At 73.9% G+C, this 13,259-nt stretch carries 9 protein-coding genes; 6 read left to right on the top strand and 3 right to left on the bottom strand.

What is annotated here, in order from left to right; all coding sequences use genetic code 11:
• Positions 1 to 96: 96 nt before the first annotated feature.
• A complete protein-coding gene (locus tag AB0K10_RS10560; protein ID WP_363682016.1) occupies positions 97 to 1,041 on the bottom strand; it encodes a DJ-1/PfpI family protein in 945 nt (314 codons plus the stop codon).
• Positions 1,042 to 1,093: 52 nt separating this feature from the next.
• Here AB0K10_RS10560 and AB0K10_RS10555 point away from each other — a divergent pair, with 52 nt between their 5' ends.
• On the top strand, positions 1,094 to 1,663 hold the full coding sequence (locus AB0K10_RS10555; RefSeq protein WP_363682014.1) for a DJ-1/PfpI family protein: 570 nt from the start codon (positions 1,094 to 1,096) through the stop codon (positions 1,661 to 1,663).
• Positions 1,664 to 1,673: 10 nt separating this feature from the next.
• Here the strand turns inward: AB0K10_RS10555 and AB0K10_RS10550 are convergent, their stop codons facing one another.
• Complete coding sequence (locus AB0K10_RS10550; RefSeq protein WP_363682012.1) at positions 1,674 to 2,345, bottom strand: GNAT family N-acetyltransferase; 672 nt, start codon at positions 2,343 to 2,345, stop codon at positions 1,674 to 1,676.
• Between the two features lie 213 nt (positions 2,346 to 2,558).
• On the opposite strand from AB0K10_RS10550, the gene AB0K10_RS10545 reads away from it, so the two are divergent.
• The 5 genes from AB0K10_RS10545 (at position 2,559) to AB0K10_RS10525 (ending at position 10,163) form a co-directional block, all read left to right on the top strand.
• Positions 2,559 to 5,225, top strand: coding sequence for a carboxylate--amine ligase/circularly permuted type 2 ATP-grasp protein (locus tag AB0K10_RS10545; RefSeq protein ID WP_363682216.1), 2,667 nt, complete (start codon positions 2,559 to 2,561; stop codon positions 5,223 to 5,225).
• Positions 5,226 to 5,323: 98 nt separating this feature from the next.
• Complete coding sequence (locus tag AB0K10_RS10540; protein ID WP_363682010.1) at positions 5,324 to 7,102, top strand: N-acetylglutaminylglutamine amidotransferase; 1,779 nt, start codon at positions 5,324 to 5,326, stop codon at positions 7,100 to 7,102.
• A complete protein-coding gene (locus AB0K10_RS10535) occupies positions 7,103 to 8,953 on the top strand; it encodes a prolyl oligopeptidase family serine peptidase (protein ID WP_363682008.1) in 1,851 nt (616 codons plus the stop codon).
• 17 nt (positions 8,954 to 8,970) lie between these two features.
• The gene (locus AB0K10_RS10530) at positions 8,971 to 9,537 is read left to right on the top strand and encodes a hypothetical protein (protein WP_363682006.1); all 567 of its coding nucleotides are present in this window, start codon (positions 8,971 to 8,973) and stop codon (positions 9,535 to 9,537) included.
• Between the two features lie 71 nt (positions 9,538 to 9,608).
• Positions 9,609 to 10,163 carry a dihydrofolate reductase family protein gene (locus AB0K10_RS10525; RefSeq protein ID WP_363682004.1) on the top strand — a complete coding sequence of 185 codons (555 nt, stop codon included), beginning with the start codon at positions 9,609 to 9,611 and terminating at the stop codon, positions 10,161 to 10,163.
• Between the two features lie 18 nt (positions 10,164 to 10,181).
• Here the strand turns inward: AB0K10_RS10525 and AB0K10_RS10520 are convergent, their stop codons facing one another.
• Positions 10,182 to 13,223, bottom strand: a complete 3,042-nt coding sequence (locus AB0K10_RS10520; protein ID WP_363682002.1) for a BTAD domain-containing putative transcriptional regulator — start codon at positions 13,221 to 13,223, stop codon at positions 10,182 to 10,184.
• Between the last annotated feature and the right edge of the window lie 36 nt (positions 13,224 to 13,259).

Raw genomic sequence — 13,259 nt, 5'->3', positions numbered from 1 at the left:
CGGGGTGTCCCGCTGACCAGGACACCCCGACATCGGCGATCCCGTGTCGATCACCCCACGCGTGGCCCTCGCCGGGGCGGTCGCCCCGAGCGCCGTTCAGGGTGTGAAGGCCCGCCGGTACGCGGTAGGGGTGGTGGCGAAGGCCCGCTGGAAATGCGCACGCAGGTTGGTGGCCGTGCCCAACCCGGTTCGCCGAGCGATCTCGTCGACGCTGATCCCGCCGTCTTCGAGCAGCGTGCAGGCGGCGCGCAGACGTTGCTGGATCAACCAGGCTCGGGGGCTCATCCGGAACCGGCTCTGGAACGCGCGGTGCAACGTGCGAGTGGACATCACCGCCTGCCGGGAAAGGTCGGCGACGGTGATCGGGCGGTGCAGGTTGTCGCTCGCCCAGGCGGTGACCACAGCCAGCTCGTCGTCCTCAACCGCCGCGCCGGCCGGGATGAACTGCGCCTGGCCGCCCGCTCGGTGCAGTGGGGTGACCAGGTGCCGGGCCCGCTCGATGGCGACCGCCTGCCCGTGGTCACGGCCGACGAGGTAGAGGCACATGTCGAGGCCCGCCGCGAGTCCGGCGCTGGTGACCACCTGGCCCTCGTCGACGTACAGGGCATTGGCGTCCACGTGCACCCGGGGGTGTTCGCGGGCAAGCGCTTCGGCGTGCACCCAGTGGGTGGTCGCACGGCGACCGTCGAGCAGGCCGGCCTGAGCCAGCGCGAACGCCCCGGTGCAGATCGACGCGATGCGCGCGCCCCGACGGTGTGCCAGCCGCAGCGCGTGCAGAGCGCGCGCCGGTGTCGGGCCGCGGCGGAATCCGGGCACGATCACGGTGTCGGCATCGCCGAGGGCGTCGAGCGTCGAGGCGACTGTCAGGTTCAGGCCCTCGGTCGTGGTGCGGACCTGACCCCCGTCCAGTGCGGACACCGTCATCGCGTACCGGCCGTGACCCTCGTGGCCGAACACGTGCGTCGCGATGGTCAGGTCGAAGGCGACGACCCGGGGTAGGGCGAGGACGACGACCCGATGCGTGGCGGAACTCTTACGCATGATGGCAAGGATGCCACTCGTCACCCTCCGGTCGACGGGAGATCCTGACCGGGTGCGAATTGAGATCGTGGTGTTCGACGGCTTCGACGAGCTGGACGTCTTCGGGCCTTTCGAGGTGCTGGCGATTGCCGGGTTCGACGTGGGCCTGGTCGCCGTCGAGCGGCCCGGGTCCGTCACCAGCATGCGTGGAGTGCAGCTCCAGCTCCCCGAGGTGCTGGGTCGGGCCGACGGCGTGATCGTCCCCGGTGGCGGATGGCTGAACCGGTCCGCCGAGGGCGCCTGGGCGCAGGCGCAGCGCGGCGTTCTTCCGGCGAAGCTGGCCGCGCTGGCGCCATCGACACGGTGGACGGCATCGGTGTGCACCGGCGCGCTGCTCCTCGCGGCCGCCGGTCTGCTGACCGGCCGCCGGGCGACGACCAACCGCGAGGCGTACGACGAACTGCGCGCCTACGACGTCACAGTCCTCGACGAGCGCGTGGTCGACGACGGCGACCGAGTCACGGCGGGCGCGCTCGCGGCCGGGCTCGATCTGGGACTGTGGCTCACCGAACGGGAACTCGGCGCCGCCACCGCCAGCCGTGTCGCCGCGACGATCGAGTACGCACGGCCCTCGGGCCGGTAGCCGGGTTCGGTCAGCGTGAGCGTGGCGTGGGCGGCCGGGACGTGTCGGCCGGGAAGTCGACCCGCATGACCACCCGACGCAGCGTGGGATGGCTGACCTCGGTGAACCCGGCCTCCTCGAAGACCTGCCGAACCCCGACGTGCGCCTCGCCCCAGGTGATCTGCTTGCCGGCCTCGGCGAGCATCGGGTACGCCTCCAGCGCCCGGGCGCCACGCTCCCGCGCGAAGGCGACCGCGGCGCGGGCCAGGGGATAGGTCAGGCCGCGACCCCGGTAGCCCTTGCGGACCACCAGGCAGGTCACCGTCCAGACGGCGTCGTCGTCCTTGTCCTCGTCGCGACCGAGCCAGGGCACCCGCTGGTTGCGCAGCTTGGGGTACGCCGTGCGCGGCTCGACCGCCACCCACCCCACCGGCTGGTCGTCGAGGTACGCGACCAGCCCACTGGTGCCCGTGGCGTCCGGCTCACCGCAGCGGGTCTGCTCGCGGGATGCGGCGTTCCGCTCCTCCTGCGTCGACGCCTGCCACAGCCAGCCGCGGACCTTGAACCACTGGCACTGGCACCGGCCCGCGTCGGCCGTGCCGAAAATGTCCTGGAGATCGTCCCGGGACGCCTCGTTGGCCGGCACGATCCGGACGTCCTGGTCGCCGATCGGCCCGTGGGCCACATCGCTCAGAGCAGTCATGCCGCACCTCTCCGGTGAGCCTCTCGGTCAGGTCTGTCGATTCTGCCTCGGTCGAGATTCGAGTGTCCGAAGGGGATCAGCGGCGCGCCTCATCGCTGAGCGACCCCGGGGCAGAACGGTGCGTCACCTTAACGCGCCGGAAACACCCCCGGTACCAAGCCTGGGAACGCTCGTCGGACAGTCGAGACCACCGACACGCGAACCGGGGTGACCATGGTCGACAACACCACGAACGCGGCGACGTTCGACGGGCCCGTGGGCCGGTCCAACAACGGCCGGGCCGTGCCGACGTCCCGTTCCGCACCGACGGACGCAGTGCAGGACGACCCGGCCGACCTCGCCACCATCGGCGTCGAAGAGGAGTTCCACGTCGTCGACCTGCACACCCGGGAGCTGGTGCCCCGGGCCGGGGAGCTGCTCGACCGCCTGCCGGCCACATCGTTCACCGCCGAGCTGCACCGCAGCGTCGTGGAGACCAACACCGCGGTCTGCCGCACCCTGGACGAGATCCGCGCCGAGCTGACCCGGCTGCGTCAGTCGGCGGTGCAGGTCGCCGACCGGGCCGGGCTGGGCATCGTGGCGGCCGGTACGGTCCCGCTGCGCGCCGACGGCGACCCGAGCGTCACTCCCACCTCGCGCTACCGCCGGATGCTCGACGAGTACCAGATGCTCGCCCGGGAGCAGTTGATCTGCGGCGCGCAGGTGCACGTGGGCGTCTCCGACCGGGACCTGGCGGTGGCCGTCACCAGGCGGGTCCAGCCGTGGCTGCCGGTGCTGCTCGCCCTGTCCACCAGCTCGCCGTACTGGATGGGTCAGGACAGCGGCTACGCCAGCGTCCGTTCGCTGGTCTGGCAGCGCTGGCCCACGGCCGGCGACCCGGGCGAGGTGACGAGCGCCGCCGACCACGAGGCGCTGGTCGCCGAGCTGATCTCCTCGGAGACCATCACCGATCCTGCCATGATCTATTTCGATGTCCGGCCGTCGGCGCACGTGCCCACCGTGGAGCTGCGGATCACCGACGCCAACGCCGACGTGGAGACCATCGTCCTGCTCACCGGCCTGTTCCGGGCGCTGGTGCGCCGGGAGGTCGCCGCCCTGCGCGCCGGGGTCGAGCGCACCGCCGTCCGGCCGCCGGTGCTGCGCGCCGCCGTGTGGCGGGCCGCCCGCTCCGGGCTGGAGGGTGACCTGCTCGACCTGCCCCGCTCGGCCCGGCCGGTGCCGGCCGCCGAGGCGGTACGCCGCCTGGTGACCGATCTGCGTCCGCAGTTGGAGGCGACAGGCGACTGGGAACAGGTCAGCGAGCTGACCCGGTACGCGCTGGAACGCGGCAGCTCCGCCGCGCGGCAGCGGCGGGCGTACGAGCGGCGGGGCCGGTTGGCCGACGTGGTCGACCTGCTGCTCGACGAGACCCGGGGCCGGGTGCGTCCCCCTCTGCCCGGTATGTCGCCGCCGCCCGCGCTGTCCACGTACACCGACGTCGGCGACGAGGTCTTCGGCCCGGACGGGCCGGAGCCGGCGTTCCGTCCGCTGCTCGCCGCCCTGCGCACCCTCGGCGCCGCCGGCCTGCGCCAACGCGAGCACGACCGGGACGAGGAGCAGCGCGCCCGGGGCGTGACCTTCAGCGTGGCCGGCGAGGCCAGCACCCGGCTCTTCCCTGTCGACCTGGTGCCCCGGGTCGTGCCTGCCGACGACTGGCGGACGCTGCGGACCGGCCTGGTGCAGCGCGCCCGCGCGCTCGACGCGTTCCTGCGCGACGTGTACGCCGACCGGGCGGTGGTGGCCGACGGGGTCGTGCCGGCCTGGGTGGTGGAGTCCTCACCGGGGCTGCGCCCGACCGGGGCGCTGATGGGCCGGCGCGGCACACGCGCCCAGGTGTCCGGAACCGATCTCGTCCGCGACCCGGACGGCGGCTGGTACGTGCTGGAGGACAACCTGCGGGTGCCCTCGGGAATCGGCTACGCCGTGCAGAACCGCCGGCTCACCCAGGCGGTGCTGCCGGAGCTGCCGGTGCCCGACGACCTGCTGCCCGCCGACGAGACGCCCGCGATGCTGCACCGGGCGCTGCTCGCCGCCGCGCCCGCCGCCGCCGACGACCCCGCCGTGGTGGTGCTCAGCAGCGGCCCGGGCGACCCGGCCTGGTTCGAGCACCGGCTGCTCGCCGACGAGATGGGCGTGCCGCTGACCGAGAGCAGCGATCTGCTGGTGTCCGACGGCCGCGTCCACCTGGTCCGGGAGGGTCGCCGCAGCCAGGTCGACGTGCTCTACCTGCGGATGGACGAGGAGGCGTTGCTGCACGCCCCGGGCGCCGACGGCGTGCCGCTGGGCTGGCCGCTGCTGGCGGCGGTGCACGCCGGGCGGCTCACGCTCGCCAACGCGCTGGGCAACGGCGTGGGCGACGACAAGGCGCTGTACGCGTACGTGCCGCGGCTCATCGAGTACTACCTGGGGGAGAAGGCGCTGCTCGGCGACGTGCCGACGTACCTGTGCGGGCTGCCCGAGCAGCGCGCCGAGGTGCTGGGCCGGCTCGACGAGTTGGTGCTCAAGCCGGTCGACGGGTACGGCGGGGACCGGGTGGTGATCGGCCCGCGCGCCGAGGCGGAGGAGTTGGACGCCGTCCGGGAGCAGATCCTCGCCGCCCCGCACCGGTGGATCGCCCAGGAGGTGGTGGCGCTGACCACCCACCCGGTCTTCGACGGTACGGCCCTCGCGCCGCGCCACGTTGACCTGCGGGCGTTCGTGTTCCTCGGCGAGACTGCGGAGGTGGCGCCGGTGGCGCTGACCCGGGTCGCGCCGGCCGGCAGCATGATCGTCAACTCGTCGCGGGGCGGTGGGTCGAAGGACACCTGGCTGCTCGGCGGAGCCGATCGGCCCCCGGTGTAACTCACGCTTGACGCAGATGTCATCGGGACGCAACCCGGTCCGCCAAGCCTGGACCGGTCAGCGGCCCGAGCGGACCGAGCCGATGAGAGGTGTGTGCCATGTGCGGTATCGGAGGCGAGTTCCGCCTCGACGGGGCGCCACCGGACCTGGCGGCGGTGCAGCGGATGCTCCCCGTCCTGTCCTCCCGGGGCCCGGACGGTGAGGGAAGCTGGCAGCACGGCCCGGCGGCGCTTGTGCACCGCCGGCTGCGCATCATCGACCTGTCCGACACCGGCGCCCAGCCGATGGTCGACCCCGAACTGGGCCTCGCCCTGGTCTTCAACGGTTGCATCTACAACTACCGGGAGCTGCGCGACGAGCTGACCGCCGCCGGCTACTCCTTCCGGTCCACCTCCGACACCGAGGTGATCCTCAAGGCGTACCACAGGTGGGGAGCCGCCTGCGTCGAGCGCTTCTACGGGATGTTCGCGTTCGCCCTGGTCGAGTTGGCCACGCACACGCTGGTGCTGGCGCGCGACCGGCTCGGCATCAAGCCGCTCTACCTGGCCGAGACGCCGGGCCGGATCCGCTTCGCGTCGACCCTGCCGGCGCTGCTCGCCGCCGGTGACGTGGACACCGACCTCGACCCGGTGGCGCTGCACCACTACATGAGCTTCCACTCGGTGGTGCCGCCGCCGCGCACCATCCTGGCGGGCGTCCGCAAGCTGCCCCCGGCCACCGTGCGGGTCGTCACCGCCGACGGCCGCAGCACCGACACCGTCTACTGGCGGCCGGATTTCACCCGTGCCGCCGCGCCGGCCATGTCCCCGCAGGAGTGGCAGGAACGGATCATGGCGGCGCTGCGCACCGCCGTACGCCGTCGGATGGTCGCCGACGTGCCGGTCGGCGTGCTGCTCTCCGGTGGCCTCGACTCCAGTCTGATCGTCGCCCTGCTCGCCGAGGAGGGCCAGACCGGGCTGGCCACCTTCAGCATCGGCTTCGAGGCGGCGGCGGGGGAGAGCGGCGACGAGTTCCACTACTCCGACCTGGTGGCCCGCGAGTACGACACCGACCACCACCAGATCCGCATCGGCGCGGCCCGGTTCGTGCCGGCGGTGCACGAGGCCATCGCGGCGATGAGCGAGCCGATGGTCAGCCACGACTGCGTCGCGTTCCACCTGCTCTCCGAGGAGGTGTCGCAGCGCATCACCGTGGTGCAGTCCGGCCAGGGCGCCGACGAGATCTTCGCCGGCTACGACTGGTACCCGCCGATGGCCAACGTGTCCCGCGCGGACGCCGTCGAGGCGTACGCCCGGGTGTTCTTCGATCGTCGGCACGACGCGCTGGCCGGGCACCTGGCGCCGGAGTGGATGCTCGACCACGACGCGAGCCTGGAGTTCGTCACCGCCCACTTCGGCGCGGCGGGCGCGGACACCGCGCTCGACGCGGCGCTGCGCCAGGACAGCCTGGTGATGCTCGTCGACGATCCGGTCAAGCGGGTCGACAACATGACGATGGCGTGGGGGTTGGAGGCCCGGGTGCCGTTCCTCGACCACGAGGTCGTCGAGCTGGCCGCCGCCTGTCCACCGGCGCTCAAGCTGGCCCAGGGCGGCAAGGGCGTGCTGAAGGCCGCGAGTCGGGGCATCGTGCCCGACGAGGTGATCGACAGGCCGAAGGGCTACTTCCCGGTGCCCGCCATCCGGCACCTGTCCGGCCCGCTGCTCGACGACGTCCGGGACGCGCTCACCGCCCGCCCGGCGCGCGAGCGCGGCCTGTTCCGCAAGGACTACCTGGAGGAGTTGTTGGACGCGCCGAACGCCCGGCGGACCACGTTGGGCTCCAACGCGCTCTGGCAGCTCGGGCTGCTGGAGCTCTGGTTGCAGCGAATCGGGGTTTAGATGAGCGTACGGACGCAGGCGCCGCTTACCACCCGCCTGGCCCACCTGACCGCGCACCGGCCGGTGCCGCCGCTGCCGGCCGGCGAGGACTTCGCGCCCGCGCCGTCGCCCGACGGCCGACGGGTGGCGTACCTCTCCGACCGGGCCGGAACCCCGGCCGTCTGGGTACGCGACGTCGGTGCCGCCGAGGCCGTCGCGCTGCCCAGCGGCGACGAACCGGTGCTGGCGGTCAGCTGGTCCCCGGACGGTCAGTGGCTGGCCTACGTCGTCGCGCCCGGTGGCGCTCCCCGCACCGAGCTGTGGGTGCTGAGCCCGGACGGCACGCAGCGCCGCCAGGTCGCCGGGTTCGGCCGGCGCAGCGCGGCCCTGTCCGGTTGGCTGCCCGGCGGCGCGCTGATGGCGGTCACCGAGACCGCCGAGCGGGGCGCCGCCGTGCTCGTCGACGCCGGCACCGGGCACCGGCGGGTGCTCGCCGAGGGCGACCTGCTCACCCTCCTGGACGTCAGCCCGGACGGCGGGTCCGCCCTGCTGCGGCGCGGTCCGCGCAACGCCCGCTGGCTGGAGCTGCTGGACGTGGCCACCGGCGACCGGGTACGCCTGCTGCCGGACACCGGCCGGGGCAGCACCGACCAGGGCTGGTTCGGCCCCGACGGGACGAGCGTGCTGGCGCGTACCGACGCGTTCTCCGAGCTGGCCGCGCTGGTACGCGTCGACCTCACCCTGCCAGCGGCGATGCCGACGCCGACGCGGCTCGCCGGCCGCCCGGACGCCGAGCTGGAGCACGTCGCGCTCAGCGCCGACCGGCGACGCGCCGCGCTGCTGTGGAACACCTACGGCGGGCGCAGCGAACTGAGCCTGCTCGACCTCACCAGCGGTGTGCAGCGGGCCGTCGCCGCCCCGGGCGAGGTGCTCGACGGCGCCGTCTTCGCCGCCGACGGTGACCTGCTCTGCCTCACCGCGCAGGGGCCGGTGCAGCCCCGGGAGGTCTGGCTGGTTGATCCGGTCACCGGCACACCGGGCCCGCTGCGGCCGGACACTCGCGCCGCGCGTACCGGCGGAAGCGGTGTCGCGCCGCAGCTCGTCGACCTGCGCGCCCGCGACGGGATGCCGCTGTCCGGCTGGCTCTACCGCCCGCCCGGTCCGGGCCCCTGGCCGACGGCGATCAGCCTGCACGGCGGCCCCGAGGCGCAGGAGCGTCCCGGCTACAACCCGCTGTTCCAGGCCCTCGTGGCGCAGGGCGTCGCGGTGTTCGCGCCCAACGTGCGCGGCTCGTCCGGTTTCGGCCGCACCTTCGTCGCCGCCGACAACCTCGCCGGCCGGTACGGGGCCATCGCGGACGTGGCGGCGTGCGCCGACCACCTGGTCGACAGCGGTGTCGCGATCCCGGGCCGGCTCGGCTGCCTGGGCCGCTCCTACGGCGGCTACCTGGTCCTCGCGGTGCTGGTGAACTTCCCCGGCCTGTTCGCCTCCGGGGTGGCCGAGTGTGGCATCTCCGACTTCCGCACGTTCTACGCCGGCACCGAGCCGTGGATCGCCGCCGCCGCCGTCAGCAAGTACGGCGATCCGATGCGCGACGCCGACCTGCTGCGGGACCTGTCGCCGATGACCCACATCGACCAGCTCGACGTGCCGGTGCTGCTGATCCACGGCGCCAACGACACGAACGTGCCGGCCGGCGAGTCGGCCCAGGTGGCGCAGGCCCTGGCCGCGCGGGACGTGCCGCACGGGCATCTCGTGCTCACCGGCGAGGGGCACGACTTCCTGGCCCGCGACAACGCCGAGACGGCGCGTACGGCCACCACCGCCTGGCTCACCCGGCACCTCGCCGTGACGGCGGCCGCCCTCGGCTGAGGCGTTATCCTGCGCCCGTGGACGTTGCGGCGCAGGGTGAGCGGCTGGCCGCCGACCTGGGCCGGTGGCTGGCCGAGCTGACCTTCGTCGACCTGGACGCCGACGACGTCACCGCGCGGGTCATCGACGCGGTGGCACGGTGGGGGCAGGCGAGGGGCTGGCGGGTCTACCGGCGCGCGCCAAGTGTCGTGCCGCTTCCGCCGCCGATGCAGCAGCGGCACTCCGTTCTCGACGTGGCGTGCGCCCGCCCGGACGGCCCGCCGGTGGTGATCGAGGTCGACCACACCGACCGGGCCCGTACGGTGCAGAAGCTGACAGCCGAGGCAGAGGCCGGCCGGATCCCTATCTGGGTGCGCTGGGGCGTCGGCCGCTTCACCGCGCCGCCACCGCCGGTGCGGATGGTGACAGTCGAGGTGACCCGCCGCGCCGGGCCGGCCGGGCGCGGACGCCTGCACAGCCGCACCGACGACCGGCCCGCGCCGGCGCACTCGACCGGTGGCGGCACGGCGGCCCCGCAGGCGCTGCCGATTCCGCTTGTCGACCCGGCTTCAGGCGCGGCCGGGGACGCGGGTAAGGGCACCTGAAGCGAATCGTAAGCGGGGGCCGGCAGTGTTCCGGGTGTCAGCAGAACACGACAGACACCCAGGAGATTCCGATGCGCAAGCTCATCAACTCGACCTACATCACCCTCGACGGCGTCATCGAGAACCCGATGTGGACCGGCCCGTACTTCGACGAGGAGTCCATCGTCGTTGCCGGCGAGCTGACCGACGCCGCGGACGCGATGCTGATGGGTCGGGCCACCTACGACGGCATGTCCGTCGCCTGGCCGCAGCAGGACGAGAACGACCCGATGACCGGGGCCGCCTACTTCAACAACGTCAAGAAGTACGTCGCCTCGACCACCCTCACCAACCCCACCTGGAACAACACGGAGGTGCTCCAGGGCGACCTGGTCGAGGCGGTCACGGCGCTCAAGGCCCAGCCCGGCAAGAACATCATCCAGTACGGCTTCGGCTCGGTCACCGCCCAACTGATCACCGCGGGCCTGGTGGACGAGGTCCGCTTCTGGATCCACCCGGTGCTGCAGGGCACGCCCAGCCTCACGGTGCCGCTGACGGACTTCCAGACGTCGTTCGACCTCGTCGACACCCGGGTGCACAAGAGCGGCGTCATCGTCGCCTCGTACCGGCCGAAGACCGCCGCCTGACCGACCCTGACCGTCGCCTCAGAGCTGAGCCCGGGCCTCGCCCGGGCTCAGCTTCGTGCCCTCGTCGACGAGCGCGTCGAAGCGCTCCGGCCCGAGGTCGGCCCGCACGCGTCCGGTCACCCGGTCGACCTCGTCGCGTTCGCTCGGGGAGGCCGGGGCCTCCAGGGCCACCCGGGCGGCTGCCGCAGAGCCGAGCAACCGGGCGGCCGCCTCCGGCGAGCGCACCGCCGACGCCATCCCCTCCACCGCGGCGACCCCGTCGCGGGGCGAGACCATCGCCTCGGCGGCCGCGTACGCCTCGACGTGCAGGGCCAGCGCGGCGTCCCGGTCGCCGCCCTGCTCGACGGCGTACCCCAGCTCCACCAGGACCATCGGCAGGTAGAGCGCGGGCCGCGTCTCGCCGCGCCCCCGCTCGGCGAGGTGGGTGAGGTGGGTGACGGCCAGGTCGAGCTTGCCGTCGCGGCGGGCGGCGAACCCGAGGCTCATCTCGGCGAAGACCAACGCGCCCGGCGCGTCCTGCTCGACCGCCAGCCGGTACGCGCGCTCGGCGAACTCCCGGGCCTGCGGGTAGTCGCGGGTCTGCACCGCCAGCCAGGCCAGCCAGGACAGTTCGGTGCCAACCTGCGGCCACAGCTCCAGTTCCTCGGCCCAGCGCAGCCCTTCGCGGTGCAGGTCGACCGCGCGTTCGTGTTCGCCGCGCATCTCGGCCAGCCCACCCACCCACTCGGTGGCCTGGAGGCGACCCCACCGGTCACCGAGGTCGGCGAACAGCACGGCGCTGCGCGTCGAGGCGTACTCCAGGGTGCTCTGGTCGCCGGCGGCGTGCGCGAGCATGGCCCGGGAGGCGAGCACCGCCGCCTCGGTCCACGTGTCGGCCGGAGCGCGGGGCAGCAACTCCGCGGCCAGGGCCAGCTCGCTGTGCGCGATGACCGCGTTCGCCGCGAACCAGGCGCCCCGGCCGTCCGGGTCGGGGGCCAGCGCGGCACGGATGTCCTCCGGCGCGACCGCCTCGCCGCGCAGCAACGCGAAGCCGACCCGCCAGGGGGCCGCGCGGGACTCCTGCGCCGGGTCGCCCGCGACGGCGAGGGCCCGTCGCGCCTCGGTGAGCCGGCCGCGCAGATACCAGTACCAGCTCAGCGCGACGGCCAGCCGCAGCCCGCCGCCGTGGGCCAGCGCGGACCGCAGGTTCGCCGTCTCGGCGTCCAGCAGCGCCAGCCACCGCCGCTGGTCGGCTCCCCGCAACTGCGGGTCGGCGCGTTCGGCCAGGTCGGTGTAGTAGGCGGCGTGCCGCGTCCGCACGTCGTCGGCGTCGGCGAGGCGGTCCAGGCAGAACGCGGCCACCGATTCGAGCAGCCGGTAGCGCGGACCGGCCGGGGAGTCGTCAAGCACCACAAGCGAGCGGTCCACCAGCCGGGCGAGGGCGTCCAGGTCGGCCCGGCAGACCTGTTCGGCGGCCTCCGGCGTGCAGCCGTCGCGGAACACCGCGAGCCGGGCGAGCACCGCCCGGTCGGCCTCGTCGAGCAGGTCCCAACTCCAGCCGATCACCGCGGTCAGCGTCCGCTGTCGCGACGGCACGTCGCGCTGAGACGTGGTGAGCAGCCGGAACCTGTCGTCGAGCCGGTCCACCACACCCCGCAGGCCCAGCGCGCGGACCCGGGTCGCGGCCAGCTCCAACGCCAGCGGCAGGCCGTCCAGGCGACGGCAGAGCTGGGCGACCACCGGCGCGGTGTGCTCATCGAGACGGAAACCGCGGTGCTGGGCGGCGGCGCGGGCGGCGAACAACCGGGCCGCCGCCGAGCGCCGGACCGCGTCCGGGTCGCTGTCCTGGGGCAGCGACAACGGGGGTACCTCCCAGAGCAGTTCCCCGGTCAGGCCGAGTGACTCCCGGCTGGTGGCCAGCACGCGTACCCCGGGCGCGTCGCGCAGCAGCCGGGCCACCAGCGCGGCGACGGGCTCGATGACGTGTTCGCAGTTGTCCAGCACGAGCAGCAGGTGTCGCTGCCGCAGCGCCGCGACGAGTCGGTCGGTGGCCGACAGGCTCGTGCCGGCGGCCTCGCGGGCGTCCAGCGCGCCGAGCACCTGCTCGGCGACGCCCGGGTCACCGGCCGGCAGCGCCGCCAGCTCGACCAGCAGGACACCGTCGGGAAGGGACTGGGTACGGGCGGTCTCGGTGGCCAGCCGGGTCTTGCCGACGCCACCCGGCCCGATCAGCGTGACCAGGCGCTGCGCGGGCAGCAGGGCCCGCAGCTCGGTAAGCGCCTCGGCTCGGCCGACCAGCTCGTCGAGCTGGGCGGGCAGGCTGTTACGGATGATCGCGGCCTTCGGCGGCGCGCTCAGGCCGGCGTCCTGTTCGAGGATCCGGCGGTGCAGGGCGACCAGTTCGGGGCCGGGGTCGAGACCCAGCTCGTCGGCGAGCCGGTCCCGCAGGTCGGTGTAGCTGTCCAGGGCCTCGGACTGGCGACCGGCCGCGTACAGCGCGCGGAGCTGCACCGCCCGCAGGCCCTCGCGCAGCGGGTGCCGGGCGACCAACTCGGCCAGGTCGGCCGCGACGAGGTCGTGCTCGCCCCGGGCCACCCGGGCCTCGGCCAGTCGCTCGTGCACGGCGAGACGCTGCTCGGCGAGGCGGGTGGCCTCCGCGCGGACGAACTCGGCGTCGGCCACGTCCGCGTACGCCTCGCCCCGCCACAGCGCGAGGGCCTCGGTCAACCTGTCGACGTCGGTGTGCCGGGCCAGCTCGGCGAACCGGTCGGCGTCGACAGTGCCGGCCCGTAGCAGATAGCCGGGAGTGCGGGACTCGACCAGGTCGCGGGCACCCGGCTCGGCGTCGTTGAGCGCCTTGCGCAGCTGCGACACCCGGACCTGGAGGGCGCCGGCGGGGTTGGCGGGGGCGTCGTCGCCCCACAGGTCGTCGATGAGCCGGTCGGCGGAGACGACCTGGTTGCGGTTGGTCAGCAGGTCGGCCAGGAGGGCGCGGACCTTGGTGCCGGGCACCACCACCGGCTCGCCGGCGTCCGTGGTGACGGCGAGCGGCCCGAGCACCCCGAACTGCACGGCGGACATCCTATCGCCGGTAAGTCGACCTGAAGCAGACCGTAA

This window comes from Micromonospora sp. NPDC049274 (assembly GCF_040678875.1).
Taxonomy (GTDB): domain Bacteria; phylum Actinomycetota; class Actinomycetes; order Mycobacteriales; family Micromonosporaceae; genus Micromonospora.
Note: the sequence above shows the minus strand (reverse complement) of the source record. Positions and strands in the feature narration are given on the sequence as shown.

What these genes read in the sequence shown, in the direction of transcription:
- AB0K10_RS10560 (WP_363682016.1), bottom strand. Translation starts at nt 1,041, where the DNA reads ATGCGTAAGAGTTCCGCCACGCATCGGGTCGTCGTCCTCGCCCTACCC.
- AB0K10_RS10550 (WP_363682012.1), bottom strand. Translation starts at nt 2,345, where the DNA reads ATGACTGCTCTGAGCGATGTGGCCCACGGGCCGATCGGCGACCAGGAC.
- AB0K10_RS10545 (WP_363682216.1), top strand. Translation starts at nt 2,559, where the DNA reads ATGGTCGACAACACCACGAACGCGGCGACGTTCGACGGGCCCGTGGGC.
- AB0K10_RS10540 (WP_363682010.1), top strand. Translation starts at nt 5,324, where the DNA reads ATGTGCGGTATCGGAGGCGAGTTCCGCCTCGACGGGGCGCCACCGGAC.
- AB0K10_RS10535 (WP_363682008.1), top strand. Translation starts at nt 7,103, where the DNA reads ATGAGCGTACGGACGCAGGCGCCGCTTACCACCCGCCTGGCCCACCTG.
- AB0K10_RS10525 (WP_363682004.1), top strand. Translation starts at nt 9,609, where the DNA reads ATGCGCAAGCTCATCAACTCGACCTACATCACCCTCGACGGCGTCATC.
- AB0K10_RS10520 (WP_363682002.1), bottom strand. Translation starts at nt 13,223, where the DNA reads ATGTCCGCCGTGCAGTTCGGGGTGCTCGGGCCGCTCGCCGTCACCACG.